A 25,589-nucleotide genomic window follows, 5' to 3' on the forward strand; every position below is an offset into this window, starting at 1 on the left:
AAAACACTAGATTTAAGTGCGGTGTTCCGATGGGCCGTTTGCGCGCTGCTATGCGCTGCTATGCGGCGCAGTGACCCCTGTGCAAGCGAAGGGCGCTGTCCGTTTTAGGATGGTGGCGGTGCGGCAGGCGGCTTTTGTCTGCGTTATTTTGGCATCAAAAAATCAACAGCGGGATCGGCCTGAAAGCGCCATTTGCGCAACGGGCCTGCCATGACGTTGAGGTAATAAAGTTCAAACCCGTGCGGTGCGCCGCAGGGGTGGTGGCCGCGTGGCACCAGAACCACATCGTGATCTTGCACGGCCATCACCTCGTCCAAGCTGCCATCTTCGGTATAGACGCGCTGCAGCGCGAAACCTTGGGCAGGGTTGATGCGGTGGTAATAGGTTTCCTCAAGATAGGTGATATTGGGATAATCATCCTCATCATGGCGATGACTGGGATAGGATGACCAATTCCCTGCGGGGGTAAATACCTCGGTCACCAGCAGGCTGTCGCAGTAATCTTCTGCTTCCATCGCGATATTGTTGATGAAGCGGGTGTTGTTGCCTTCGCCCCGCTGCGTCAGCGTGATCCCGTCAGGGCCAATCTTGCGCGGCCCGTGGCCCGATTTCCCAGGCGCGGCACAAACCGCGACCGTGCAATCAGTCTGCGCCACCAAAGACCAATCGCTGTCATTTGGCACATAAAGGCAATGGGGCGGGGTTTTTTCGAACACATCCATCCGATCCCCCAACACGCCCCAATCTTGCCCTGCGGCGGTGATCTGCGCCTTGCCTTCGACCATGACCAAAATCACCTCATTCGCCCCCGTGAGTTCAGCGGCCTTTTCGCCTGCACGCAGGCGATAGAGCGAAAATCCCACATAACGCCACCCCGCGCTTGCGGGGGTAATCTCATGGGTTTTGCCATGGCTGCCAAAGGGTTTGAGCTGCAATTGGGGCATGGTTTTGGGCCTTTCTTCTGCGGGGTTTATCCCATCCGCTCCGAGGCGTAGGAGCCAGGTGAGGGCGGGAAAACCACGGTCTTGTCGCCGTTGAGGAACACGCGCCCTTTGACATGGGCATGGATCGCGCGGGCGAATACTTGCGCCTCAACATCACGGCCAAGCGAGACATAATCCTCGGCCGATTGGGCATGGGTGACGCGGATGATATCTTGCTCGATAATCGGGCCTTCATCAAGGTCAGCGGTCACATAATGCGAGGTCGCGCCGATCAGTTTTACCCCTCGTTCAAACGCTTGCTTATAGGGGTTCGCGCCTTTGAAAGAGGGCAAGAAGGAATGGTGGATATTGATAATCCGCCCAGACATTTTGCGGCACAGATCATCTGACAAAATCTGCATATAGCGCGCGAGGACGACCAATTCTGCCCCCGTTTCTTCGACCACGGCCATAATGCGCGCCTCGGCATCTGGTTTGTTTTCCTTGGTCACTTTGATGCAGTGAAACGGGATGTCGTGGTTCACCACCAGTTTTTGATAATCCATGTGGTTCGAGATCACCGCAACAATCTCAACGGGCAAGGCGCCGATGCGCCACCGATAGAGCAGATCGTTCAAACAATGACCAAAGCGGGAAACCATGATGACCATCTTGCGCTTGACGGCCTCGTCAAAAAATTCGGCCTCCATGCCAAAGGCCGCGGCGATTGGGGCAAATGCATCCTGCAACCCGTCTAGCCCCTGACCTTGTTCCGAGCGGAAACTGACGCGCATAAAGAAATTACCCGTTTCGGTGTCGTCAAATTGGGCGCTGTCGGTGATGTTGCAGCCTTGATCGGCGAGGAATGTGGAAATCGCGGCCACAATACCCCGCCTGCTGCTGCATTGCACCCGAAGGGCGTAACTGCTCATGGAATGCGCCCCGCCTTAGATGTCAGCCAGAAGAACGGGCTGCCCCGTTTTCGCGGATTTTGTTGCCGCCTCGGCCATTGCAAGGGCCAAAACCCCATCGGCCAAGGTGACGGGCAGGGCGGCCCCTTCGGTGATCGCCGCAACAAAGGCCGACCATTCAGCCTTGTAGGCCTGCATATAGCGTTCAAGGAAGAAATAGGTGGGCTTGGCCCCCGTTACGCCATCGGTGCCTGATTTTACGACCGTATTTTCAAGCATATTTTGCGCCTGCAAGAGGCCCTCTGACCCAAGCAGCTCCACGCGTTGATCATAACCATAAACCGCGCGGCGCGAGTTTTTGATGACGGCCAATTCGCCGCCTGCATAGCGCAAGGTCACAATCGCCGTGTCAAAATCACCTGCCGCGCCGATGTCTGGATCCACGATTGAGGAGGCCGTGGCACTGATCGAAACAGGGGCAGAGCCCATGATGAAATTCGCCATGTCAAAATCATGGATCATCATATCGCGGAAAATCCCGCCAGAGACTTTGATATAAGCAACAGGTGGGGGGGCGGGATCAAAAGAGGTGATCGAGAGCAATTCCGCCTTGCCAATCTCGCCGCCCGCAAGCGCGGCTTTAAGCGCGCCAAAATTTGTGTCAAAGCGGCGGTTGAACCCGATCATCACGGGGCGGCCTGTGGCATCGACCACGTTTTGGCAGGCGCGCGCGCGCTCAAGGCTGAGGTCAACGGGCTTTTCGCACAGCACGGCCTTGCCCGCGCGGGTGGCAGCCTCCATCAAATCGGAATGGGTGTCGGTTGAGGTTGCAATCAGCACAGCGTCAATCGCGGGGTCTGCGATGATCTCATCCGTGCTGCGCGCCACAGCCCCGTATTGCGCCGCCAATTTTTCAGCCGCCTCAGGATAGAAATCTGATACCGCGACCAACTCGCTTTGGGGGTGTGAGGTAATGGCTGTGGCATGCACGCCCGCGATGCGGCCCGCGCCGAGAAGTCCAACTTTCAACATGATCTGTGCCTTTTCTTCGGGTCAAAACCCGTGGGAGTGTGAGTCTCAAGTGTTAGCGCCAAATGTGAGGATGCCCGCGTCCGCGTCAAGCGCCGAGTTTGGCAAGAAAAGCATCATATTCAGAATCCGCTATCGCCACGCTATGCCCTGCTTCGGGGTATCCGCCTTGGTCGACATCTGCCTTGAATTCACGAAAGGCTGCGATGCGCTCTTGCTGAAGGCGTTCAAATTCAGGGGCGAAATTGCGATACATTTTGCCGTGCCGCGGTTTGTGGTTTTTGCCATAGCCGCAGACATCTTCGGTAAAGAGATATTGCGCATCCGCATATTTGCCTGCCCCCATGCCCAGCATCACGAGAGATGAATTCTCGGTCAGATATTGCGCGACACGATCAGGCACGACTTCAAGCTCAGCGGCAAAAACGCCGATTTCTTCAAGCTTTTTGGTATGGCGCCAAAGCGCGGCGGCCTCGTCTGCGGTTTTTCCAACAGCACGCCATCCTGTCCAGGTTATGTAACTTGGGATTAGACCGATATGCCCCACAACGGGCAAGTGATTGTCGCACAACACCTTTTGAATGTCATAGGAGGCGGCGCAGTAATAGGCATCGCCGCCCAGCCCCGCGTAATGAAAGGCCGCGCGCAGGTAATCTTCGGCGGTCGCAATGGGCCGCCCTTCGAAACGCCCCCAACCGCCATAGGGCAGGCCGACCTGAACGAAACAATCGCCGGCCGCTTCGCGCATCTCTGCATCAAAAAAGCGCCCCTCAATCGAGAGCATGTGAATACCCGCTGCATGGGCTGCGGCGGCCTCCTCAGGCGTGGTGACGAATAACATAGAAATTTTTTCACCGCGCTTTTTCATGGCGCGAATATCTTCGACATGGGGGCGATTGTGATACATGGGATGTCTCGCTGATTAAAACTGTGGCGATAGGGTAAAGGCTGTGCGGAACGCGTCTAACGCCTCCTCAGGGGTGCGGGAGGCAAAGGCCTCCATGCCCACGGGGCCGTTGTAGCCCATTTTCTGAAGGGCGCGGGCAATGTTTGGCCAATGCATTTCACCTGTTCCAGGCTCGCAGCGGCCAGGGTTGTCGGCCACTTGCACCTCGCCGATCCAAGGCAGGCAGGCCTCAGCCCATCGGATCACATCGCCTTCGCCAATTTGCGTGTGGTAAAGATCAAGATTGATCCGCAGTTCTGGGCGATTAATGCTCGACACCAGTTCTAAGACGTCATTCGTGCTTGAAAACGGGCATCCTGGATGGTCGCGCAGATTGAGGTTTTCGAGCGTAAACACCACGCCCTCGCGCGCGGCAAGATCACAGATGCGATGCAACGTGTCGCGTGCGCGTTGCCACATACCAGGCGCGACATGGGCAAGCTGCGGGATTGGCAGGCCCTGATCGCCCAGACCCGTGCCATGCAAATTATACCGCGCCACACCAAGCCTTTTGCCTTGTTCAACCGCCTCGGCCGCAGAGGCCAAAAGCATATCTGCGCCCTCTGCATCGGCCAATCGACCCTGCAGGTAGCCGTTCATTATCGTGAAAGTCGCACCAGTGCGGGCGAGGGCATCAATATCCCAAGCGGGCCAATTCCACAGGCCCACGCCAAACCCCATCTCATGCAGGCGCGCCGCCCGCCATGAGATCGGTTTATCCTGCCACAACATTTCGGCACATGCGGCGAGTTCAAAGGCCATCTTTTAGATCTCCACAAACACGCGGCCCGCTTCGACCTTGGTTTTATAGGTGTGCAAATTCTCGCAGGCGGGGGGTGTTTCAACTTCGCCTGTGCTGACATCAAAAATCGAGGAATGTTTTGGACATTCAATCGTGGCTTCTACGACCAAGCCCTCGCACAGATGCACATCTTCATGGGTGCAGAGCCCGTCTGTGCAATAGTAATTATCCTCGTGATCGCGCACGATGATAAAAGTACGATCCCCGTGATCAAAGCGGATCACATCTTCTTCGGCGATGTCAGTGGCGGCGCAGGCGTCAATCCATTCGGCCATGGTCAGTCCTTTCTTCTGTGTCAGTCAACCTCTGCCCTAGCGGGCATACGGTTAAATATCCTGTAGTTTAAAATCTGCGGGTTTGTCGGGCATCACGGCGTGCAGCAACGCCACTGATTTTTCCAAACCCTCGAGCGAATTGAGCAGCACGTCCTCATGTTCAATGGACAGCCACCCATCATAGCCGCCCATTTTAAGCCGATAACAAAATTGCCGCCACCAATGCGCGCCATGACCGTAGCCCAAGGTGATGTATGACCAACTGCGCGCAGGGATATCCAACAACGAGCCATTTTCAAGCAAGCTGGTTGTGGCTTGCACAGGGGGGTTTAGGAAGGTGTCTTTCGCATGCACATGATACACTGCAGCACCCAAAGCCTCAGCCGAGATGAGCGGGTCTGCCCCCATCCAAAACAAGTGCGAGGGATCAAGATTGGCCCCAATAATCGGCCCAATTTCCGCGCGCAGTTTCAGCAAAGACGGCACATTGTAGACGCATTGATTGCCATGCAATTCGAGCGCAATCTGGCGCACCCCTTCGGCTTCGGCAGTTTTGGCGATGTCAGTCCAAAACGGGATCAGTTTTTCGTGCCACTGATAGGTCAAGATCGTCTGCGTTTCAGGGGGCCAGCTTGAGACAACCCAATTGGGCATCGTATCACCCGGCGCACCTGCGGGCAGCCCCGACATTGTGCAAACTTTGGCTACCCCCATCTGGCCGGCCAGTCGTAACGTGCGGCGCAGATCGGCCCCTTGTTTGGGGTCGGTCGGGTGCAATGGATTGCCATTGGCATTAAACGCAATGATCTCAAGGCCTCGATCGGCAAAAGCCTTAAGGAAGGTTTTCTGCGCGGCGCTGTTATCAAGCAGGTCGTCAAGACTGCAATGGGGTGCGGTTGACCAACCGCAAGTATTGACCTCAACCCCGCTGACACCAAGGCGCGCTGCATGATCAAGCATATCCTCAAAAGACAACCCGCCGAGACTGTCGGATACAAAGCCAAGCTTCATTTATAAAACTCCGGTTTTGGGGCCATGGTGACGGGGTGCTTGCACCCTTCGGCCAAGGCACGCGTGCCTGCCATCGCGACTACGGCGGCGGCATAGCCATCCCAACAATCTGCCGCGCGGGAAGGGAATTGACCGCTGTCTACAAAGGTCAAGAAATCGCGGTTTTGGCGCAGATAGGCCTCGTGGTAGCGGCCACGCCAATCGCTTTCATATCGGGTAGCGGCCTGCAGCCCTGCATCGAGCCGCGTATAGGCGATGGGGGCCATGGTGATGCTGCCTGTCTCCCCAACCAATTCGGCCCGCACATCATACCCATAGGCCGCATTGTTGTTGATCTCGATGGTGACCAGTTGATCATCATCCGTCTCAAGCACCATAATCACAGGGGCCACGACATCATCTGAACGGCGCGGTTGATACGCGCTGATGGATGTATATTCACAGCCCAAAACATGACGGACCACATCAAATTCATGGGGCGCAGAATTGGTGATCGCCATAGCCCCTGTAAATTCTGCATTCGGCGTTTCCACATTGCGGTGGAAATTATGCATCATCAAGGCGCGGCCAAGTGCCCCTTGGGTTAAGGCATCGCGCATCTCGATATAGGATTGGTCATAGCGGCGCATGAAGCCCAACATCACATGGCGGTGGCCAGCTGTGATTTCAGCCTCCATCACCGCGAGGCATTCGGCGACATCTTGACTGAGGGGTTTTTCGCATAAAACAGGCTTACCTGCTTGGGTGGCCCGCAAAGAGAGGGGCGCGTGAGTAAAATCGGGCGAGGCGATCACAAGCGCATCGACATCTGCGCGCGCAATCACCGCAGCGGGGTCTGTAGATATATCCCGCGCGCCGCAGCGATCCGCAACAGAGCGCGCGCGGGTTTCGTCCATATCGCAGATCACCTCAAGCGTGGCATTGGGCAATTCTTCGGCGATGATCTGTGCGTGATCCGCCCCCATTAGCCCCGCCCCGATAACAGCAAGTCTAATACTCAATTTTTGTCTCCGATCACAGTTAGATCTGCGCTTCGATGGTGGCTTCAAGGTCTGCCATAGATTCCCCGCCCGCCATCAAATCAGCGATTTCTTCACGGGTTTTCTCGCCTTTGCGGAAATCAGCGGCGACCGCGCCACGAATGAGAACGGCAAAGTGATCGCCAACGGCCATGGCATGCATGACCTGATGGGTGATGAAAATCACCGCAAGCCCGCGCTTTTTGGCTTCGTTGACGATACGCAGCACATGGGCCGCTTGTTTGACCCCAAGGGCCGCTGTCGGTTCATCAAGGATCAAAACCCGTGCCCCGAAATAGACCGCGCGCGCAATCGCAAGCGATTGCCGCTCGCCCCCTGAGAGGCCGCCGACCAACCGGTCACCATCATCAATGCGGGTGATGCCAAATTTCTGCACCTGTTCCACCGCAATGCGATTGGCGGTTTTTCGATCAAAAATCTTGAACGGGCCAAAGCCGATTGTTGGTTCTGCCCCTGCAAAAAAATTCCGTCCAATCGACATCAGAGGATAGGTTCCGCCGAATTGATGCACCGTTGCAATGCCCATGTCCTGCGCATCTTTGGGGCCAGTGAAGTTCACGGGTTTTCCATCCATGAACATCTCGCCGCGGGTGGGCTGATGCACCCCTGATAAAGTTTTGATCAGGGTCGATTTGCCCGCGCCATTATCGCCCAAGAGACATAAAACTTCGCCCTCATGCACCTTGAGGCTGATCTCATGCAGGACATCAATCGGGCCAAAGCTTTTGTCGACCTTGCGCATCTCTAGAACTGGGTGGTGTTGTGTCACAGGTTTGATCTCCCGATGGGTTCGGTTAAGGCGCTGGGGTCGCTGGTTTTGGGCGGCGTTTGGATTTTGCCCCAACAAGGCCAAAGGCCATTTGCCGAAAGCTGGTGTTCATCGCGACCGCGATCAAAAGCATCACGCCGATGATGAAGTTTGACCAATTGCGGTCAATATCTGTGAAATCGATGCCTTTGTTGACGATGGCAAAGGTGAGGGTGCCTACGAAAATTCCTGTGATCGAGCCAAACCCACCGCTCAGCAATACACCACCCACAACAACGCTGACGATGATGTTGAAAATATCATTCATGCCGCCCGATACTTGGGCGGAATTGAACAAAATGGCCTGACACATTCCCACAAAGGCGGCGGAGGTGGCGCTCATCACGAAAAGCGCGATGGTCATGCGATCTACGGGGATGCCCGCATTTCGCGCGCTTTCACGATCCCCACCAATGGCAAAAATCCAATTGCCAAAGCGGCTGTGATGCAAAAACACCCAAGCCAAAACCGCACATCCGATCCACCATAAAATAAGCACCTGATGTGCGCCGCCAAAAATGAAATCCCCAAACAGGGTCTTGGCCCAATCAGGGGCATTCAGCGGCACAGAGGCGCTGCCCGTCAAAATTTTAGAACCTGCCAAGACCACCCCTTGCATTCCGACCAGCGTGGCCAAGGTGATGATGAGGGTCGGCACATTGGTGCGCACGGCTAGGATACCATTGATAAAGCCCACGATTAGTCCAATCCCAAGGGCGCCTGCGATACCATAGGCAATGGGAAGGCCGTAATGGCCAGAAATAATCGCAACGCTCATCGCACCCGCAGGGATCATGGCGCCGATGGAGATGTCAATCTCGCCAGAGATCATCAACAATCCCACGGGTAAGGCCACAATCCCAATCCGCGCTGCGTAATTGGCCCAACTGGCCGCACCGAATAATGTCTCAAGATTGACGCCGCCAATCAGCACGTAAAACAGCAAAACGGCAAAGAGGCTGAGAACCGATGCGCTTGCGGGGCGTGCCAAAAGTGAAAGACCGATCATGCCCCCCTCCTATTTCGCTGTGCGGCTTGCTTGGGCGGCAAGCCTACGGAACGTGTCGTTGGACAGAACAGCCACCAACAACAGCGCGCCTACAATGATCGAGCCAATATTGGGGTCGAGCGCTGCAAAAAACACGCCTTGATTGACCACTGCGAAGGTGATGGTGCCAAGGAATATCCCAAGAATTGAGCCCGCACCGCCTGTCAGCAGGACGCCACCGATCACCACGCACATGATCGAGTTAAAGATAAACGCCTGACCGCCTGCCACTTGTGCTTGTTGATATGTCATGACCTGAGCAACGCCTACAAAGGCCGCGCAAAACCCAGAGGCCATGAACATACCTATCGTCAACTTGCGTGTCGGAATGCCGGCATTGCGCGCGCTTTCGCGGTCGCCGCCAAGGGCGAATATCCAATTTCCAAGCGGTGACATATGCAAAACGAAATAGGCAAGGGCGACAAATCCAAGCCACCAGAAAATTGCCACGTTGAACATGCCGTTTATGAATTGTCCGAGCATCGCTTTGGCAAGTGGGGCAGGGACATAAGAGACGCTGGTGGAACCCTTGATCATCACGGCGATGCCTAGGGTTAGCCCCATGACCGCAAACATAACGCCAATGGTCACAATTAGGGAGGGGATCGCGCTGCGCGTGACGATGATACCATTGATAAAGCCGACCCCCAACCCCACGGCTAAGCCGCCGAAAATCGCCACGAGCGCAGGAAAGTCGTAATGCCCTGCAAGCATGGCCGTTGTCATAGAGGCTGCGGGGACAACCGACCCGACCGACAAATCAAATTCCCCCGCGATCATCAATAAACCGACAGGCAGGGCAATAATGCCAACTTCGGCGGCGATATTCAGCCAACTTGACCAACCCGGCGCACCAATGAAAACGGGGCCGCCCATGATTGCAAAAAAGACATAGACCGCAAGAAAACCCAATGCTGTCCCCATTTCAGGCCGTTTGAAAAAGGCGCTGAGGCGCAGATCTAGGCGAGGGGCAGGTTGCATTGCTAAGGCTTTCTTGTGCTGCAAAGAGAGGCGCGCGCCACCCCTTGGGAGTTAGGCAGCGCACGCGAAGTTTTCTTGAAAGACGCTTGGCTTTAGCGCGCGCCCGCCTGAACGCCCGCGATCACCAGATCCACGTTATTTGCATCGACAATGCCAGGCCCTGTGAGGATTTCACGGGTCGGGATCGTGGTGCCATATTGCACGTGGTTGGTCAGGATCGACACGGCGAAAAAGCCTTGCTGATAGCCTTGCTGATCAATCGCGCATGCCTGAGTGCCCGATTGAATATTCGCAAGGATCGAGTCGTTGAAGTTCATGCCGCACACATGAACTGACCCGGTCTTTCCAGCCTGCTGAATGCCGCTGATCGTGGCGTTTGTGTCTTGGTCGCCAATGGCGAACATTGCTGTGATATCGGGGTTTTGCAAAAGATGCGCCCGCACAGCCTGCGCTACGGCGGTCGAGTCACCAAAGGCGGTCGCTGGCAATTGCAACACGGAACCCGTGCCGCCGCCTGCAACGATGCCATCGTTAAAGCCGTTGCAGAAAGCTTCGATATTCGCGGCACCGGGCAGGGTGTTCACGCATGCGCCGTTGGTATGTCCTGCCGCCGCGAGATATTCACCCCCCGCATAGCCAGAATTGTAATCAACCGCACCAACATAGTTCATTGCGCCAAGGCGATCTGCCGCCTCAATGCCGCCTGCGTTATAGATCACAAGAGGAATTCCTGCTGCGACAACGGCCTCGAATGCGGGATCCATCGCTTCGGGCACCCAGTTTGGGCCGACAACCGCATCGGCACCCTGGTCGATGGCTTGACGGATCAATTCAGCGGCATCAGGGCCCAGATTGTCATAGTTTTGTGGGCCAAGCCATGTCACCGAGCCGCCATGCGCTTCGGCGACCAAACCCGCATGTTCCGCACCCAGTTTCACGCGCGACCAGAATGGATCGTCTGGCTTTCCGCCAATCACGAAAATATTGGGGCCACCATCGGCCATCGCGAATGTCGCAGACATTGCAAGACCTGCGGCTGCGAGTATGTATTTTGATAGTTTCATTTCTAGTTTCCTCCCTATTTTTGCCGCGATACGGCAATCTTAAAAACCGCAGCCCCTGCCATCCGAGGCGTCCTCCGCCTCGGGTGTTGTGGGATTATTCTGCGGGTGTTTGTGGTGCCTGTTTTGCCTTGAGCCGCTCTTTTTTGCGGCGGAAGCGGGCCTTCATTTGCTCGTCCGCTTCTTTTGATCCGTCATGCCAAAGCCCGAACCACTTATCGAGGGGCACAAGACCATCCGCGCCGTAATTTACCTCGAAATATTTGTGATGCAGGTGATGGGCATAGGCATGGCTGTCGATTTGGACATCATCGGTAATTTCGAGTTTGTCGAAGCCAATATGCCCGTTCAGTGCGCCATAGCCGACCGCGTGGCTGTTGAACATCATCACAATCGGATTGGACGGGATAATCAGATGCCAGAAAATCTCGCCAAAATAGAACAGGTGCTCGACAGGGTGCATCGACAAGGATGACCACGGGCTGGGGTTGATCGAGTTATGATGCACCGAATGCACGTGTTTATAGAGAAACGGCGTGTGGATCAGGCGGTGGATGCAGAAAAAATGAATCTCATGGATCGCAGGAACCAGAAGGGTCAGCGCGATCAACCACAGCCAATTGTCTTGGAAATCCACCCAACCAAAGAGATGGATGCCATTGGCAAAGCACAGTAGCATCACCACTTCAATCGCTGTCCAAATCGGGATGCCGACCAGAAAGCTGCGCAGGAAATTGTCAAGGTTTTGGCTTTTGAACCAAAACACATCTGACGGGTTCTCGGATGGGAATTTAGCGTTGTATTTAAACCGCGTCTCTTGCTTGCGTTTGATATAGAAAAACAGCTCAATGCTGCCATAAAGGACAAAAATCCCGCCTGCATTGACCGCAAAGAGATACAGCGCCCAATCCCAGGAAAAGCTTTTCATCACCTCGACATCAGGCAATACAAACGCCCAATAGAGCAGGGCGGTTGCCATGTGAAACGCGTTCCAAGGCCAGAAATAATCGCGGATGAAATGTGCCATCTTTCCCCATTTCCCAGTCCAGAAAGGGGCGATTTCTAATGTTGCATTCGGTGTCCAGTTGCCGCGTTTGTCGCGGGTTCCATAATCCAAATCGTTCATAACTTGCCCTTCGCAAATGGGGTCGTTTCACAGCGCAAACTGCGCCAGTCCTTTGCTGCGCAATTTGTGAGAAATTGATCTGGATCAAATCAATCATATCTTTACATCTCAGAAATTTTCATGCCAAATAATATCAAATTGGCGTGAATTTGAGATGAAATGAGATTTTTATGACGGCGCGGCGCCCCACCATTCCTGATCTTGCAGCGGCCGCGGGCGTTTCTGTGTCGACTGTGAACCGCGTCTTGAATCAGCCAGAATCGGTGCGAAAGCCAACACGCGATAGGGTTTTGGCCGCGGCACATGACATCGGATTTTATGGGCTTGGCACGCTGCGCCATTCTGTGGCTGGCCTGCGCAAGACCCATCGCTTGGGCGTTTTGCTGCATCAAAAAGGGCGTAGGTTTTACGATAATTTGGCCCGTGCCATTCGTGAGGCTGCCGAAGGGCGCGCCGAAGATCAGGTGGAATTGACGCTTGAGCATCTCGATGATCTGTCGCCTGAGAAGATCGCGGAACGTCTGTTGCGGATGTCGCAAAGCTGTGAGGCGATTGCGGTTGTGGCCGCTCAGCACCCTTTGGTGTCAAACGCGCTTGATGAAGTGATCGAGAAAGGTGTGGCCGTGGCGGCGCTGATTGCACCGCTTTCAGCGCGCAATAATGTCAGCTATGTCGGCTTGGACAATTGGAAGGTCGGGCGCACAGCCGCTTGGGCCTTTGATAAAATCAGCCGCGAACCAGGCAAGATTGGTATCCTTTTGGGCAACCACCGCTATCGTAACCAAGAAATGAATGAAAGCGGGTTTCGATCCTATTTCCGCGAGCATAACACCGCCTTCACAGTGCTTGAGCCGCTTGCGACCTATGAATCCGCGACCGCCGCCCGTGATTTGGTTGATCAGCTATTCCACGAGCATCCTGATCTATGCGGGCTTTATGTGTCAGGCGGCGGGATCACGGGGGCGATGACGGCCCTGCGTGCGCAAGAAAAGCGTGAGGGGTTTGTGACAGTTGGCTACGAATTGTTTGACGAGACCCGCGCCGCCCTCAGTGATGGCACGCTGACGATGGTCATTTCCCACCCAATGGCGCGTCTGGCACAAGAAACGCTCAACACATTGATCATGGCGAAGTCAGCGGGCCCCCGCGGCGGCGCGCAACGTGTGGCCTTGGAATTTGATATTTATACATCAGAAAATCTGTAACAGGGGTCAGCCCAACCATCGCGCATAGTCGCTGACCAGAAGATGGGTGGGGGGCTGATCTTCTTCGATCTCAGCAAAACGCCCGATCGGGTCGCGGAATATGTTATCGGTTTCATCATCATTGACAGTTGAAACCTCGCCGATCAAAACATCGCCCCCTTCGCCCCAGAAGGCGTGCCAATCACCGGGGCGCAACGTGACGCTTTGACCAGGGGCAAGGATCAGCTTTTGCCCCGCATCATACTCCACCCGCAGACCATCACAAAAGACAGTGCCACCCCGATCCTCGGCGAAATTGCCGTGATCATCTGATCCGTAAAGTTCGACCACCAATTTTGCGCCGCCGCGGTTGATGATGTCTTCGGCCTTTAGGATATGGCTGTGCATCGGGCTGAGTTGATCTTGCTTTGAAATCAACAGCTTTTCTGCATAGCACATTCCGCCCCCCTGTCGCAGATCATCGAGAAGACCATTGCGCAAGGTGAACAAGAACAGACCCATGCGATCATAATCGCCCGCACCGTAATCGGTGATGTCCCATCCACAGCGCGAGGTGATGAGGTGGGCGGCTTGATCTTTGCGGGCCACGAATTCTTCAGCTGTCCAATAGGCAAAGGGCGGCAGCACAAAGCCGAATTGGCGGATCATCTCATCGGCATCCGCCATGATGGCATTGATGGCAGAGCGTTTCATGTCAGATCCTTTTCCAAGGGGGTGAGCGTCCATGTGTCAGTCGAAAGGCGCATCATGCGGGGCAGGCCCCCCTGTCCATAGCGGAGGCCGATGAGTGCTGCGGGTATAGAGGTTGCAGCGCGCAAGGCCTCAATAAGGGGGATGCCGACATTCTCAACCATCACCTGCACTGCACGGGTCAGGTCTAAATCCGCGCCTGCAAGCGTGCCATCGGCCAAGGTCAAAACCCCGTTCTTTCGGGTGATGCGCCGACCGCCGAGGTCAAATTCCGTGATGTCGCTACCTGCCACCGCCATTGCATCGGTGACAAGGAATAGCCCGCATGGCCCCTTTTTTGCGTCCCATGCCGCGCGCAAGGATTGTGGATGCACATGCACCCCATCCGCAATCACACCTGCGCTGACGCTGCCCGTGCCCAAGGTCGCCCCGACCAAGCCAGGCGCACGGCTGTTGAGCTGGCTCATGGCATTGAACAAATGCGTTGTGGCCCGCACCCCCGCCTTAAAATAGCGCAGGCAGGTATCGTAATCTGCATCCGTGTGGCCCAAGGACAAAATGACGCGTGCGCGCGCCAATTGGGCCACTTGGTCTTCTGTGACGTTTTCAGGGGCGATGGTCAGTTTCAAACAGGGCAGGGATGCCGCCGCGTCAAGATAGAGCGCCAGATCCTGCTCGGTCATCGGGCGTATCAGGCCGCCCGCATGCGCCCCTTTGCGCGCCAGTGACAGATGCGGCCCCTCAAGGTGCAAACCCGCAATCCCATCGACCTGTGCCGCGACAGCATCTTGGGTGGCGGCGATGGCCGCACGGGTGACTTCGGGGGTATCGGTGATGAGGGTCGGCAAAAAGGCAGTGGTGCCCAAGCGGCGATGCGCCTTGGCGATGCGCCGCAATCCGTCACAATGAGGGGCAGAATTGAACAAGATCCCATCCCCGCCATTGACCTGCAAATCCACATAGCCTGCAAATAAAATATCGCCGCCCAGATCAATCTCTGCGGCCCCTTGCAGGTGGTGATCCGTGCCAAACGCCCCTGCAAAATCATCGCCGTCAAACTGTGCTGTGGCGGGGCCCGTCAGGGTGGCGCCATCAAAATAGCGGGCGTTGCGGATCAGGTGGTGTCGCGCGCTCATGCAACCCCCTCGCGGGCAAAATCCGAGGCAAGGGCGAGGGCGCCGATAATGGGTGCGGCCGCAGGCGCGGTGATGCGGGCCTGTAAGGCGGGTGGCAAATAGGGGTGATACTCGCCCCCAAGCCCCCCTGTGAGGCAAAGATCTAGCCCCTCATGCCATCCCAAGGCCGTTAGGCTTTGCGTGATTTCTTGCGCCCCTGCCTGCATCAGGGCGAGGGCGAGAGGGTCATCTTGGGCGGCGGCGCTGCACACCAAGGGCGCGAGTGCCGCGATCTCCTCAGGGCGGGCATGGGTGGCAAAGCGCACAATCCCTGCCGCCCCATCATATTGGGCGAGCAGGGATTGCGAAAAATCAGTGGCGCACCGCCGCTCGTCCACGGTTTCTAGCGTGGCGCTGAGGGCCGCGCGCCCCAACCAATGGCCCGAGGCCTCATCCCCCAAAACATAGCCCCAACCGCCTGCGAATTTTTGCGCCCCGCCCAGTTGAACCCCCCAAAATGATCCTGTGCCACAATGGGCAATCGCGCCATCTTTTGCCCCAAGAGCGCCGCGCAGGGCAGGGGGTCGGTCATCGGTCACTTGGACATGAGAAAAGGGCAGCGCCTTGCGCAGGCGCGCGGCCATCTGTGGCCCAGTCACCCCGGCAACCCCGATATAGCAGGGGCAGGCGATAAGATCCGCAACGGGCATTTGCAATTTGGCACAAAGCGCCTCAACCCCGCCAAGGATCGTGTTCACTGCGCCCTCAAAATCACTCGACACATTGGCCGCGCCCATATCCACCAAGCTGTGATTTTCACAGCTGCCATAGGCGATACGGCAATGCGTGCCGCCACCATCAATGGCCAGAACATTCGCGTCAGGGGCATTTTTCATAGCCTCTGCGATAGCATAGGATTTGTCGCTCAAGAAAGCTTATTCCTGCATCTACGTCAGTTTGATGCTCTAGGCTGAAAGAAGTAGCCCTGCCGCAATGGCCCACATGATGCTGCCAATGACGGCCTCAAGAATGCGCCAGGCTTTGGCGGACTGAAACAAGGGTCGCGCAAGCCGTGCGCCGAAGCCAAGGCTGAAGAAAAAGCAAAAAGAGGCCAGAACGGCCCCCGCTGCAAAAATGGGTTTCTGCCCGATAAATTGGGCAGAAACCGCGCCCAAAAGAACCATGGTGTCGAGATAGACATGCGGGTTGAGCCATGTGATGGCCAAACAGGCGGTCAGACTTGCCCAAAGGCGTGTTGGCGGGGCGGCCTTGCTCAGGTCGATTGCGTCCGTGCCTGCAAATGCAGCGCGAAATCGCAACGCGCCATAGGTGAACAGAAAGAGCGCCCCGCCATAGGTGAGGGCAGGCGCAATCCAAGGCGCTGCCGCGGTCGCCCGTTCAAAGCCTGCAACCCCAAGGCTGATCAAAATCGCGTCTGACAGCGCACAGGTGAGGCAAACCCAAAACACATGACGCCCCAACAGCCCTGTGCGCAACACAAAGGCATTTTGCGCCCCAATGGCCAAAATCAAGGTCAGGCTGGTGAAAAATCCTGTGATGAAGGCGGTCATAATCTGCGCATGGGTGAATTGGTGTCGGGTTGAAATGTTTTCATAATACAGGACTTTTTTCTATTGATCCTTTGGTGTTTCAACGTCCTAAATTTCTACTTATACCGCGCTTACTCCAAAACCCGAAAATCCTCGTGAGTGACGACCCTGAAGCTATCTGACACCTGATCACGGAATGTTTTCCACTCTTTGGGCAGGGTCTCTCGAAAGAACCTCAGGATCGCATCTGCGAACTTCTTTTGTGTGGGGTAGTAGCGATTGTGAGTGACGTATTGGTGCATGACCGCCCATAATCGTTCTATCGGATTTAGGTGCGGGCAATAAGGCGGTAGCTGGATCAGTCGTATGCGGCAGTCTGGTCGTTTGAGGAATTCGCGCACGTCCGGGCCCTTATGGTAAGCCGCATTATCCCAGATGACATAGATGATCCGCGAGAGAGGATTGCGTTCCTCAATCTTGGCCAGAAGCTGGGCGGCACTGACCCCGTCTACGGTGGTTGGTTCGACAAAGGGCGCATCAAAATTCTCAAGGTTGAGCGCGCCATGGATATTAACCCGCCCGCGTCCCGCGGCGGCGGGATTGCCGAAGCGCTGGGGTTAATGGATCGTCTGACTGTGATTGAGGGCACGCTTGGAAAGGCTTACGGCGTGATGGGGGGGTATATTGCGGCCAGTGCCGCATTGGTTGATTTCATCCGCAGTTTTGCCAGCGGCTTTATCTTTACCACCGCCTTGCCGCCTGCGGTTGCGGCAGGGGCCTGTGCCGCTGTGCGCCACCTGAAAACAAGCCAGACAGAACGCGCCGCCCATCAGGAACGGGTCGCAGAATTGCGCGCGCGCCTTGATGGGGCGGGCATTCCCCATTTGGCCAATGACAGTCACATCATTCCCGTCATGGTCGGTGATCCTGTGAAATGTCGCTATATCTCAGATAGGCTCTTGGATGAGCATGGCATCTATATCCAGCCAATCAACTATCCCACAGTTCCCAAAGGCACGGAGCGTCTGCGCATCACCCCAAGCCCTGTTCATGATGCAGAAGCGATGGATCATCTGGTCAAGGCGCTGTCAGAGCTTTGGGCGGAATGCAAATTGGCGCAAACCGCACGCGCCGCGCAATAGTTGACCTAGATCATCGCAGGCGGCGCAGGCCCTGTGGTCTGCTGCGCGTGTGGATAAAACCAATGAGGCGCTTTTATGATTGAGAACCTGCTCATCGCATGGGGCGAAGGCCCTGTTCTGGCGCTTGCAGGGGTGGGGGTGGGCCTTGTGTTTGGCGCGGCGGCTGAGCGGTCGCAATTCTGTCTGCGTGCCTCAACTGTTGAAGTGGCCGAAGGCCATGCAGGCCCACGGTTTTCGATTTGGCTCATTGCCTTTTTTGCCGCGCTGACCCTCACCCAAGGGCTGATTGCAGCGGGGGCTTTGGATGTGACAGCGGCACGACAATTGGCCGCCACAGGCAGTATGAGCGGGGCGATTATCGGCGGATTGATGTTTGGGGTGGGAATGGTTCTTGCCCGTGGCTGTGCCTCGCGGCTGTTGGTCTTATCTGCCACAGGAAATCTGCGCGCGCTGATCACAGGGCTGGTTGTGACCTTGGTCGCGCAAGCGGCCTATAGCGGGGCGCTTGCCCCTCTGCGCGAGGCAGTTGTTGGCCTTTGGACAGTTCAAGGCAATGGCGCGCGAAATTTGGCAAGTGCGATTGGCCTTGGCGCCCCTGCAGCGGCCTTTTTGGGGAGTGTCGCCTTGAGTGCTGCCATCGCTTTTGCGCGCCGCCATGCAATGTCTTATGCCCGTATCATCGGGGCTGCGATGGTGGGGGCGGCGGTGACCTTGGGGTGGTTTGCGACCTATATGATCGCGCAAAATTCCTTTGAGATCGTCCCGATTTCCTCGGTTACTTTCACAGGGCCTGCGACCGATACATTGATGGCTTTGGTGGCCGAGCGAAATATCGCGCTTAGCTTTGGCATTGGCCTTGTGCCAGGTGTGTTTCTTGGCGCGGGCGCAACATCCCTTTTGGCGGGCGCGTGGAAATTGCAACGCTTCGGCCCCGATAGCCCGATGGAGCGGCATTTGATTGGCGCTGTTTTGATGGGGTTTGGCGCTATGGCCGCAGGGGGCTGCGCGGTTGGGGCAGGGGTGTCAGGTGGCGCAATCCTATCTCTGACCGCATGGGTTGCGGTGGCCGCCATGTGGGCGGGGGCCATGACCACAGTTTGGATCATGAAGGCAGGGCAAAGCCGCCCCGCCGTGACCTGATCCCCTTAATCATGCTGCATCTGCGGTCGCACCAAAGCCCGATAGATATCCTCCATCTTCACCTTGCCGATGATCTTGGTGGGATCGTTCGGGTCAGAGACGGCAAAGGTGCCATCAATGCGGCCCTTATGGGCGTTGATGACCGCCTCTAGCGTATCATCGCCCTGCACGACATCACTACAGCCGCGCTTTGTTTTGGCGGGGCTCATGATGGATTTCACCTTCAAAACGCGAGCGCGGTTGATGTCTTGGATGAATTCCTCAATGTAGCGTGCGGCGGGGCGCAGCAATATCTCCTGCGGATCGCCTTGCTGCACGATATAGCCATCTTTCAAAACCACCAAGTGATCGGCCAGTTTCAGCGCCTCGTCCAAATCATGGGTGATGAAGATGATGGTCTTGTGCAGATCGCGTTGCAATTCCAACAGCAAATCTTGCATCGAGGTGCGGATCAGCGGGTCAAGCGCGGAAAATGCCTCGTCCATCAGCATCACATCGGCGTTTGAGGTCAAGGCGCGGGCCAGACCCACGCGCTGCTGCATCCCGCCTGAAAGCTGGCTTGGATAGCTGTCTTCCATCCCTTCAAGACCCACACGCGCCAACCATTTGCGCGCCTCATCCTCGGCTTGCTTAATATTCTCGCCGCGCGCCTCGGGCGCAAGGACTGTGTTGGCCAAGACGGTGCGATGAGGCAAAAGCGCGAATTTCTGGAACACCATCGACATAGACCGCCGCCGCAAATTGCGCAGCGCCTCCTCGTCCATGGCCAGAACATCTGTGCCATCGAGAAAGATCTGCCCTGAGGTCGGTTCGATCAATCGGTTCAGGTGGCGGATCAGCGTGGATTTGCCAGAGCCAGACAGGCCCATCACAACGGTAATTTGCCCCTCGCGCATATCCACGTTGATATTATTCAACGCCAGAACATGCCCCGTTTCTTGCATGAAGGCGGATTTGTCGATGCCATCATAAACCTTGTCCTGCACGGCGCGCGGATTGTGGCCGTAGATTTTGAACAGGTTTTGCACCGAGATTTTTACGTCACCCAAAGCCATGGTTTCTTAGTCCCTTCTGCGGTGCTTATGATTTGTTCGACTTGTCGATGCGTGCCAAGGCGGCCTTGGAGACGCGATCAAGCATAATCGCGATCAACACGATGCCAAAACCTGCCAAGAAGCCAACACCGAGGCGCAGGTTGTTGATGCCATCGAGAACCAATGTTCCCAGACCTGGGGCCGATACGAGCGAGGCAATCACCACCATCGCAAGGCTCATCATGATCGTTTGGTTCACACCCGCCATAATATTGGGCAGGGCCAACGGAATTTGCACGCGATAAAGTTTCTGGCGATCCGTTAAGCCAAAGGCCGTGACCGCCTCCATCACATCGCGATCCACAAGGCGAATGCCCAAATTGGTCAGGCGCACCACGGGCACAATCGCATAGAGGATAATCGCAAGCCCATAGAGCTTGGGTTCGGTGATATTGAACAAGAAAATGAGGGGGATCAGATATACAAAGGTCGGCAAGGTTTGCAGCATATCCAAAATCGGGATCATCGCGTTTTGAAACCTGTCCGAGCGCGACATGGCAATGCCAAGCGGCACCCCGAAGGCCACACACAGCACCGTGCACACAAAAATGATCGACAGCGTTTGAATGGCGAATTCGTAGTAATCGACAAAGAGCAAAAACAAGAAAGACGCCGCCACAATGCCCGCCACCTTGTAGGAATTCGACAAAAGCTTGGCCACCAAGATCAAAAGCGGCACCAAAATCCACCACGGCATTTCCACAAACAGGGTCAAGGCACCATCAAGCGCCCATGACAGGGGCTGTGTCAGCGGATCAAGCACAGCGCGCAGGGCGGGGCGAATATAAAGGAACCCATCCTCCAACGCGGCGGTGAAATCGCGGGTTTTGGGAAAGGCTGCACAGGCTTCGTTCAGCGTATCAAGCGAGGGAAAAGGCAAATCCCATGGGCTTGGGGCTTCGTTGCGCAAAGATGACAGTGATAAAAGCGGCCCGCTATCGGTTTTGCAGGCGTCTGTCATGCCAAGCGCGCTGAATATCCAATCATATGCCATAGGTTTCCCTCCTCGCAAAATGAGAGAGGCCAGCGCCCTGCGGCGCTGACCTTTGTCATTGGTTGTGGATTATTGCAGAAGCGCTGAAACGCGCGAAGCTGCATCCTCGGACATCCAGCCAAGGATCATGTCGCTGTGGTTGGTCAAAACCCAAGCCGCAGCTTCATCCGCGGAGGCGCCATTGTCCTCAGCCCATGCAAGCATAGAGCTGACAACATCATTTGGCATTTCCATATTGCGAACGAAATCAGCAACCTCGGGTGCACGCTCTGCCAAATCGGCGGTCACAGCGTTCACAACAGTTGCAGCAGGGAAATCCGATGGGCCCCAAGTGGCAGGGTCAGCATCGGCATTTTGGTTGATCGCATGCTGTGGCCCGTCAACAGGGCCAAGGTCGATCTTGGTCAGGTCGTATTTGCCCAAGATTGCAGTCGGGCCCCAGTAATAGCCGAACCATGGCTCACCCGCCTCGTCAGCGGCGGCGATGGAGGCGGCAAGGTTCGCGCCCGAGCCGTGATCAAATACTTCGATCCCGTTGCCCTCAAGGTCAAATACAACTTTCAGCGCATCATTCACGATACGGCAGCCCCACCCAACAGGGCAGTTGTTAAAGCGTCCGCCAACCAGTTCTGGATTGGCCAAGACACCTTGAATTGTTGCCAATTCAGGATGGGCTTCAACCGCACTTGTGGAGATCCACCAACCTTCTTCGCCGCCATTGGAGAATGTGTTTGAGGCAGTGATAACTTTGCCTTGCGCTTCAAGATCGGCATAGACAGTGGCCGAGTTCACCCAGACCTCAGGCACGATGTCTGGCTCGCCATTTTCGGCCAAAGATGTGACTGCGGGCACGGTGTCTGTTGGCACGATGGTGACTTCGCAACCATAGCCTTGCTCAAGGACAAAGCCCGTCAGCGCCGCCAAGGCCTCGCCCGAGGCCCAACCCATTGCGCCAACGCTGACCTGACCACAGGCAAATGCGCCGCTTGTGGACAGCATGAGGGCCGCCACGGATGTATAAGCAAACTTCTTCATCTTTCATTACCTCCCAGATGGTGTTCCAAGTTCACAACGAACTTGTAGGTTTTCAGGTTCTTCAACCGACATTTTGCGCGCAATTGCGACATTCTCGGTTTTAGTGTCCGACCTCGGCGCAAGATCAGCGCCGAACCCGATTTCTGGCATGGGCTTAGCATGCCGGTCTCGGCACGAGGGTCAACCAGGTGAGGCTGAAATTTTCGTGCAAACTGAATATTTTTTGGCAAGAGCGTCTTGGTCTTTTTGCCACCTCCGCGGTGGGCTGTTTGGTATCCTTCTGATCAATCATTGTCGCTCAAGCCCGCACCTGCGCCCGTCTCGCGCGATTGCGCCGTGGCGGGCACGGTTGTCGCAAGCGCAAAGCGATCAAGGCTTGCGTAGGCCTCTGGCGTGATTTCGGGGGGATGGGGCGCGCGCAGCACAGATGCGCCATAGGGGCTTGGTTTGGCGCAGAGGGTCAGGGTGTGACCGCGCGCGTGATCTGCAAATTCGGTGATGTCGCGCGCAGCCAAAGGGACAAGCCCGCCAAAAACAAGCGCGGCTTTGGGTGTTGTAATTTGCACCGCGCGGCCCGCGCGCGCAGCCAGCCCATCCACGAGCGGCAGCAGCATCAGCGGCTCGGCCACAGCGGCAAGCGTCACGGGGTTTGGGCCAAAAAGACCCCGCGGGCTCGTCCCGAGATCACAAATCAGCGCGCCCGTTGTGACAGGGCAAAGCGGTGTGCCAGATTGCCCCCAAACGCGCCCGTCAATCTCGGTCATCTGTGGCAGACCCAAAACCGCCTGCGCGGCACATAACGCAAGGGCAGGGCCTGCGCCGTTGATGCCCCATTGCGCTAAAGTCGCCAAACTTGCGCCGAATTCCTCGGCCAAGCCCCAAGAATAGCCCGCGCCGCGCGCGGCCTTCATGCCCAAGCTCGCCCATTCCCCCGCGCTAAGCTGCATCTGCCCCCCCATGCGCGGGTGCGCAGATATGTTCAGGGAAAACTTGCCCCGCAAAGAGGCTGATGCGCAGCCATTTATCCGAGCGCGGATCAAAGTGATTGGCCCCAAAAAAGGCCAGCTTATAGCGCATCATATCAATGGGCAGGATGTCAGCGCCGATGAGGTTTTCGCGAATCTCGCCATAATCGCGCCCCGCCAACCATTGTAGGCGGCGCAGAATTTGGCGATGTTCGGGATGGGCCAAAAGAAACGCATAGGCGGGCGTGGCATCAGGGTAGGCGGCCATCGCGTCATAGGCCTGACGGATCAAATAGGCGATGCCAAGCGGGGCTTCACGGGTTGCGCCCTCTTCCTCGAAGCGCGCGCCAAGGCGGGGTTCAAGCTTTTCTTCCGAGACATACCAGAACCGCGCTCGTGCTTCTTGGGTTGAGAAATCATAGGACAAGGCCCAATCGTAACGGCCCTCAATCGCGCGGCGCAGATCGCCAAGCCGCGCTTGCCCCTCAATCGGGGGGGCAGGTGGCTCGTCTGCGCGCAGCGACATTTCCAAATCGTCAATCAGCGCGCCGCAGGGTTCAAGCAGGATCGACAAGAGCATTTCTTGCCCCTCAAGGCTTAGATGCGCTTCCCCCCAGTGCCATATCGCATTCCATGGCAGATCTTTCGCGCAATGTCCGCGACCTGTGGTGAGATGATGATGCAGCTTTTCCAAATCCCCCCGCAGATCTGCCAATTTGGCCAGTTGCACAGGGTGACTTGAACGCCATGTCGCGGCTGTGTCGCGCGCAGCCTCGCAGCCCGCGATCAGCGCACGCAAATCTGCCTCTGACATCCGTCTTTGGCCGCGCACCCGTGCAAGCGCCGTTTCGCGCACCCGCACCCAAGCGTCCAAAAGGGCAGGGTGACGGACTAAGAACGGGGCCATGCCAAGACCTGTAGAATTTCCCACCCCAAGACTGCGGGCCAATGCGGGCGCAAGCGTTGTGGCCTCTGCCCCGCCTTTGGCGCGGGCCAGATGATTGACAAGGTCGATGGTAAAGCTGCGGGTCAGCCAAACCGACATCATCTCAGCTTGGAACGGCGCGCATAATTCTGGCCGCGTGGCAATATCGGCATTTTCCGCCGCCCCGAATTTGGACGAGCCATAAACGGCGGTTGTGCGCATTAAATAGCCCACCTCATCAAGCGCATCGCGTTCTGGCTGTTGGCCCGTGGCCAAGCGGGCCACAACATGATCAAACAACCTGACCGACCGATTGGCGCGGCTGAGGGATAATTCCCGCGGGCTGATGCGCCCTGCCTCTTGCAGGGGCACATTGGCGCTCAGCCGCGTGATATCATCTGCGGTGGGGATACCATCAAAGAGGGTAAAGGTGGCATCCCACGCAGTCGCAATCACCCGATCCGAGCGTTGATCTGCGGGCAGATCGTGGGCAAAGGCCACAAGGCTATAACTGCGCTTAGGCCCGTGTAGGCAATAGACGGCATACCCAACACCGTTTTCGTCAAGATCAAAAATACGCCGCTCAAACCGCCACCCTTCGGTTTCAATGCGGCGCAGCAACATGCGCAGAAATGACAGCCGCGTGGGGTGGGCTGATCCCATCCGCGCGAGGCGCATGACCGTATCAGGCGCCCGCAGCGCAATCGGCGCAAGGCCCATGATATGGGGCGCCGCCCGATCCATCATTGCGCGGCCTTTGTATTGGGGACAGCCTGCACTGCGGGGGTGAAACTTTCGCTGAAAAAGCGCTGCCAATTTCCACCCATGATTGCCGCGACATTGCCCGCGTCAAACCCCGCTGCGCGCAGCCCTGCGGCCAAACGGCCAAAATCGCGATTGTCGGCAAAGAAATCAGGCATGGGCGGGAACCCCGCCTGCGCGGCACTGCCTTCGCCATAGTCGATATTTTTCGTCCAACGCCCGACCCGCATCCATTCGACCACGCTGTCGGGTTGATCTTGGCATAGATCCGTTCCAATGCCGATCTGCGAGACGCCCATCAAATCGGCAGCCCGCGCAACCATGTCGCAGAAATTTTGCAAGCTACAGGCAGACCCGCCCTTCAGGTGATGGGGATAGATCGAAAAACCAAGCATCCCCCCCGATTGGCCAAGGGCGCGTAAGAGATCATCGGATTTATTGCGCAAGGCAGGGTGCCAACTGGCCAGATTTGCATGGGTGATTGCAATCGGGCGGGTGGAGTGTTCCATCGCCTCAAAGGTCGAGCGCTCGCCCGAATGGCTCATGTCGATGACCAGACCCACGCGGTTCATCTCGGCCACCACCTCGCGCCCCATGCGGGTGAGGCCTGTATCCTCGGCCTCATAGCAGCCCGTGGCAAGCAGGGATTGGTTGTTATAGGTCAATTGCATGAACCGTAGACCTAAGCGATGCAGCACCTCGACCAACCCAATGTCATCTTCGATGCAGGAGGGGTTTTGCGAGCCAAAGAAAATTGCCGTGCGCCCCGAGGCGCGCGCGCGGGCAATATCGCTCGCGTCAAAGCCTTGAAAAATCAGGTCTGGATAGGTTTCGAACCAGCGGTTCCATTTTTCGATATTGAGAACCGTTTCACGGAAATTCTCGTGATAGGTGATGGTGACATGCACCGCATCCACCCCGCCTTCGCGCATCTGGCGAAAGACTTTTTCCGACCAATTGGCATATTGCAGCCCGTCAATCAGCGGGTTTTGCACGGGATGCATCGCACCT

Annotated in this window: 26 protein-coding genes and 1 pseudogene; 3 read left to right on the forward strand and 24 right to left on the reverse strand. The window is 56.5% G+C overall.

Annotation, left to right across the window (positions count from 1 at the left end; all coding sequences use genetic code 11):
• Positions 1-143: 143 nt before the first annotated feature.
• The 13 genes from iolB to I3V23_00720 all read right to left on the reverse strand — a co-directional run bounded on the left by iolB (position 144) and on the right by I3V23_00720 (position 11,961).
• A complete protein-coding gene (iolB, locus tag I3V23_00660; GenBank protein ID QPI85567.1) occupies positions 144-944 on the reverse strand; it encodes a 5-deoxy-glucuronate isomerase in 801 nt (266 codons plus the stop codon).
• Positions 945-970: 26 nt separating this feature from the next.
• Positions 971-1,855, reverse strand: a complete 885-nt coding sequence (gene purU / locus I3V23_00665) for a formyltetrahydrofolate deformylase (protein QPI85568.1) — start codon at positions 1,853-1,855, stop codon at positions 971-973.
• Between the two features lie 15 nt (positions 1,856-1,870).
• Positions 1,871-2,866 (reverse strand): inositol 2-dehydrogenase, encoded by a 996-nt coding sequence (gene iolG / locus I3V23_00670; GenBank protein QPI85569.1) that lies wholly within the window; start codon positions 2,864-2,866, stop codon positions 1,871-1,873.
• An 85-nt stretch (positions 2,867-2,951) separates the two neighbouring features.
• On the reverse strand, positions 2,952-3,770 hold the full coding sequence (locus tag I3V23_00675) for a 3-methyl-2-oxobutanoate hydroxymethyltransferase (GenBank protein ID QPI85570.1): 819 nt from the start codon (positions 3,768-3,770) through the stop codon (positions 2,952-2,954).
• A 15-nt stretch (positions 3,771-3,785) separates the two neighbouring features.
• Complete coding sequence (locus I3V23_00680; protein ID QPI85571.1) at positions 3,786-4,571, reverse strand: TIM barrel protein; 786 nt, start codon at positions 4,569-4,571, stop codon at positions 3,786-3,788.
• Positions 4,572-4,574: 3 nt separating this feature from the next.
• Positions 4,575-4,886, reverse strand: a complete 312-nt coding sequence (locus tag I3V23_00685) for a Rieske 2Fe-2S domain-containing protein (protein ID QPI85572.1) — start codon at positions 4,884-4,886, stop codon at positions 4,575-4,577.
• A 51-nt stretch (positions 4,887-4,937) separates the two neighbouring features.
• Complete coding sequence (locus I3V23_00690) at positions 4,938-5,897, reverse strand: sugar phosphate isomerase/epimerase (GenBank protein ID QPI85573.1); 960 nt, start codon at positions 5,895-5,897, stop codon at positions 4,938-4,940.
• Positions 5,894-6,898 carry a Gfo/Idh/MocA family oxidoreductase gene (locus tag I3V23_00695; protein ID QPI85574.1) on the reverse strand — a complete coding sequence of 335 codons (1,005 nt, stop codon included), beginning with the start codon at positions 6,896-6,898 and terminating at the stop codon, positions 5,894-5,896. Before I3V23_00695 ends, I3V23_00690 begins: the two co-directional genes overlap by 4 nt.
• A gap of 19 nt (positions 6,899-6,917) precedes the next feature.
• Positions 6,918-7,706, reverse strand: a complete 789-nt coding sequence (locus I3V23_00700; GenBank protein QPI85575.1) for a sugar ABC transporter ATP-binding protein — start codon at positions 7,704-7,706, stop codon at positions 6,918-6,920.
• Between the two features lie 25 nt (positions 7,707-7,731).
• Positions 7,732-8,754, reverse strand: a complete 1,023-nt coding sequence (locus tag I3V23_00705; GenBank protein QPI85576.1) for an ABC transporter permease — start codon at positions 8,752-8,754, stop codon at positions 7,732-7,734.
• 9 nt (positions 8,755-8,763) lie between these two features.
• Positions 8,764-9,774 (reverse strand): ABC transporter permease, encoded by a 1,011-nt coding sequence (locus tag I3V23_00710; GenBank protein QPI85577.1) that lies wholly within the window; start codon positions 9,772-9,774, stop codon positions 8,764-8,766.
• Positions 9,775-9,866: 92 nt separating this feature from the next.
• Entirely contained in the window at positions 9,867-10,838 is a 972-nt protein-coding gene (locus I3V23_00715) for a substrate-binding domain-containing protein (GenBank protein ID QPI85578.1), read from the reverse strand.
• A gap of 94 nt (positions 10,839-10,932) precedes the next feature.
• Positions 10,933-11,961 carry a sterol desaturase family protein gene (locus tag I3V23_00720; GenBank protein QPI85579.1) on the reverse strand — a complete coding sequence of 343 codons (1,029 nt, stop codon included), beginning with the start codon at positions 11,959-11,961 and terminating at the stop codon, positions 10,933-10,935.
• A gap of 170 nt (positions 11,962-12,131) precedes the next feature.
• Here I3V23_00720 and I3V23_00725 point away from each other — a divergent pair, with 170 nt between their 5' ends.
• The gene (locus I3V23_00725; GenBank protein QPI85580.1) at positions 12,132-13,166 is read left to right on the forward strand and encodes a LacI family DNA-binding transcriptional regulator; all 1,035 of its coding nucleotides are present in this window, start codon (positions 12,132-12,134) and stop codon (positions 13,164-13,166) included.
• Between the two features lie 6 nt (positions 13,167-13,172).
• Here the strand turns inward: I3V23_00725 and I3V23_00730 are convergent, their stop codons facing one another.
• The 5 genes and pseudogenes from I3V23_00730 to I3V23_00750 all read right to left on the reverse strand — a co-directional run bounded on the left by I3V23_00730 (position 13,173) and on the right by I3V23_00750 (position 17,111).
• A complete protein-coding gene (locus I3V23_00730) occupies positions 13,173-13,859 on the reverse strand; it encodes a D-lyxose/D-mannose family sugar isomerase (protein QPI85581.1) in 687 nt (228 codons plus the stop codon).
• Positions 13,856-14,992 (reverse strand): N-acetylglucosamine-6-phosphate deacetylase, encoded by a 1,137-nt coding sequence (nagA, locus tag I3V23_00735; GenBank protein ID QPI85582.1) that lies wholly within the window; start codon positions 14,990-14,992, stop codon positions 13,856-13,858. The genes I3V23_00730 and nagA overlap by 4 nt, the downstream gene beginning before the upstream one ends.
• A complete protein-coding gene (locus I3V23_00740; protein QPI86611.1) occupies positions 14,989-15,867 on the reverse strand; it encodes an ATPase in 879 nt (292 codons plus the stop codon). Before I3V23_00740 ends, nagA begins: the two co-directional genes overlap by 4 nt.
• Before the next feature lie 69 nt (positions 15,868-15,936).
• Positions 15,937-16,542, reverse strand: a complete 606-nt coding sequence (locus I3V23_00745) for an amino acid transporter (GenBank protein QPI85583.1) — start codon at positions 16,540-16,542, stop codon at positions 15,937-15,939.
• Positions 16,543-16,652: 110 nt separating this feature from the next.
• Positions 16,653-17,111 (reverse strand): annotated as a pseudogene (locus I3V23_00750) (IS630 family transposase).
• Between I3V23_00750 and I3V23_00755 the strand changes: the two are divergent.
• Together I3V23_00755 and I3V23_00760 are read left to right on the forward strand one after the other, a co-directional pair.
• Positions 17,085-17,663: an aminotransferase class I/II-fold pyridoxal phosphate-dependent enzyme gene (locus tag I3V23_00755; protein ID QPI86612.1), complete on the forward strand. Its 579-nt coding sequence runs from the start codon at positions 17,085-17,087 to the stop codon at positions 17,661-17,663. The pseudogene I3V23_00750 and the gene I3V23_00755 overlap by 27 nt on opposite strands.
• Before the next feature lie 75 nt (positions 17,664-17,738).
• Entirely contained in the window at positions 17,739-18,803 is a 1,065-nt protein-coding gene (locus I3V23_00760) for a YeeE/YedE family protein (protein ID QPI85584.1), read from the forward strand.
• 5 nt (positions 18,804-18,808) lie between these two features.
• Here the strand turns inward: I3V23_00760 and I3V23_00765 are convergent, their stop codons facing one another.
• From I3V23_00765 to I3V23_00790, 6 genes are all read right to left on the reverse strand, one after another.
• Positions 18,809-19,858, reverse strand: coding sequence for a betaine/proline/choline family ABC transporter ATP-binding protein (locus tag I3V23_00765; GenBank protein QPI85585.1), 1,050 nt, complete (start codon positions 19,856-19,858; stop codon positions 18,809-18,811).
• 25 nt (positions 19,859-19,883) lie between these two features.
• On the reverse strand, positions 19,884-20,891 hold the full coding sequence (locus I3V23_00770) for an ABC transporter permease subunit (GenBank protein ID QPI85586.1): 1,008 nt from the start codon (positions 20,889-20,891) through the stop codon (positions 19,884-19,886).
• A 69-nt stretch (positions 20,892-20,960) separates the two neighbouring features.
• A complete protein-coding gene (locus I3V23_00775; protein ID QPI85587.1) occupies positions 20,961-21,926 on the reverse strand; it encodes a glycine/betaine ABC transporter substrate-binding protein in 966 nt (321 codons plus the stop codon).
• 284 nt (positions 21,927-22,210) lie between these two features.
• Complete coding sequence (locus I3V23_00780) at positions 22,211-22,873, reverse strand: DUF3726 domain-containing protein (GenBank protein ID QPI85588.1); 663 nt, start codon at positions 22,871-22,873, stop codon at positions 22,211-22,213.
• A complete protein-coding gene (locus tag I3V23_00785; protein ID QPI86613.1) occupies positions 22,863-24,536 on the reverse strand; it encodes a hypothetical protein in 1,674 nt (557 codons plus the stop codon). The genes I3V23_00780 and I3V23_00785 overlap by 11 nt, the downstream gene beginning before the upstream one ends.
• 23 nt (positions 24,537-24,559) lie before the next feature.
• Entirely contained in the window at positions 24,560-25,582 is a 1,023-nt protein-coding gene (locus I3V23_00790) for a membrane dipeptidase (GenBank protein ID QPI86614.1), read from the reverse strand.
• Positions 25,583-25,589: the final 7 nt, after the last annotated feature.

It is taken from the genome of Rhodobacterales bacterium HKCCA1288, assembly GCA_015693905.1.
GTDB lineage: Bacteria > Pseudomonadota > Alphaproteobacteria > Rhodobacterales > Rhodobacteraceae > M30B80.

Coding starts and splice junctions, on each gene's coding strand:
- I3V23_00725 (QPI85580.1), top strand. CDS start 12,132: ATGACGGCGCGGCGCCCCACCATTCCTGATCTTGCAGCGGCCGCGGGC.
- iolG (QPI85569.1), bottom strand. CDS start 2,866: ATGTTGAAAGTTGGACTTCTCGGCGCGGGCCGCATCGCGGGCGTGCAT.
- I3V23_00690 (QPI85573.1), bottom strand. CDS start 5,897: ATGAAGCTTGGCTTTGTATCCGACAGTCTCGGCGGGTTGTCTTTTGAG.
- I3V23_00710 (QPI85577.1), bottom strand. CDS start 9,774: ATGCAACCTGCCCCTCGCCTAGATCTGCGCCTCAGCGCCTTTTTCAAA.
- I3V23_00785 (QPI86613.1), bottom strand. CDS start 24,536: ATGGGCCTTGCGCCGATTGCGCTGCGGGCGCCTGATACGGTCATGCGC.
- nagA (QPI85582.1), bottom strand. CDS start 14,992: ATGAGCGCGCGACACCACCTGATCCGCAACGCCCGCTATTTTGATGGC.
- I3V23_00720 (QPI85579.1), bottom strand. CDS start 11,961: ATGAACGATTTGGATTATGGAACCCGCGACAAACGCGGCAACTGGACA.
- I3V23_00715 (QPI85578.1), bottom strand. CDS start 10,838: ATGAAACTATCAAAATACATACTCGCAGCCGCAGGTCTTGCAATGTCT.
- I3V23_00760 (QPI85584.1), top strand. CDS start 17,739: ATGATTGAGAACCTGCTCATCGCATGGGGCGAAGGCCCTGTTCTGGCG.
- I3V23_00740 (QPI86611.1), bottom strand. CDS start 15,867: ATGAAAAATGCCCCTGACGCGAATGTTCTGGCCATTGATGGTGGCGGC.
- I3V23_00770 (QPI85586.1), bottom strand. CDS start 20,891: ATGGCATATGATTGGATATTCAGCGCGCTTGGCATGACAGACGCCTGC.
- iolB (QPI85567.1), bottom strand. CDS start 944: ATGCCCCAATTGCAGCTCAAACCCTTTGGCAGCCATGGCAAAACCCAT.
- I3V23_00790 (QPI86614.1), bottom strand. CDS start 25,582: ATGCATCCCGTGCAAAACCCGCTGATTGACGGGCTGCAATATGCCAAT.
- I3V23_00675 (QPI85570.1), bottom strand. CDS start 3,770: ATGTATCACAATCGCCCCCATGTCGAAGATATTCGCGCCATGAAAAAG.
- I3V23_00745 (QPI85583.1), bottom strand. CDS start 16,542: ATGACCGCCTTCATCACAGGATTTTTCACCAGCCTGACCTTGATTTTG.
- I3V23_00755 (QPI86612.1), top strand. CDS start 17,085: ATGGATATTAACCCGCCCGCGTCCCGCGGCGGCGGGATTGCCGAAGCG.
- I3V23_00685 (QPI85572.1), bottom strand. CDS start 4,886: ATGGCCGAATGGATTGACGCCTGCGCCGCCACTGACATCGCCGAAGAA.
- I3V23_00730 (QPI85581.1), bottom strand. CDS start 13,859: ATGAAACGCTCTGCCATCAATGCCATCATGGCGGATGCCGATGAGATG.
- purU (QPI85568.1), bottom strand. CDS start 1,855: ATGAGCAGTTACGCCCTTCGGGTGCAATGCAGCAGCAGGCGGGGTATT.
- I3V23_00780 (QPI85588.1), bottom strand. CDS start 22,873: ATGCAGCTTAGCGCGGGGGAATGGGCGAGCTTGGGCATGAAGGCCGCG.
- I3V23_00765 (QPI85585.1), bottom strand. CDS start 19,858: ATGGCTTTGGGTGACGTAAAAATCTCGGTGCAAAACCTGTTCAAAATC.
- I3V23_00775 (QPI85587.1), bottom strand. CDS start 21,926: ATGAAGAAGTTTGCTTATACATCCGTGGCGGCCCTCATGCTGTCCACA.
- I3V23_00680 (QPI85571.1), bottom strand. CDS start 4,571: ATGGCCTTTGAACTCGCCGCATGTGCCGAAATGTTGTGGCAGGATAAA.
- I3V23_00705 (QPI85576.1), bottom strand. CDS start 8,754: ATGATCGGTCTTTCACTTTTGGCACGCCCCGCAAGCGCATCGGTTCTC.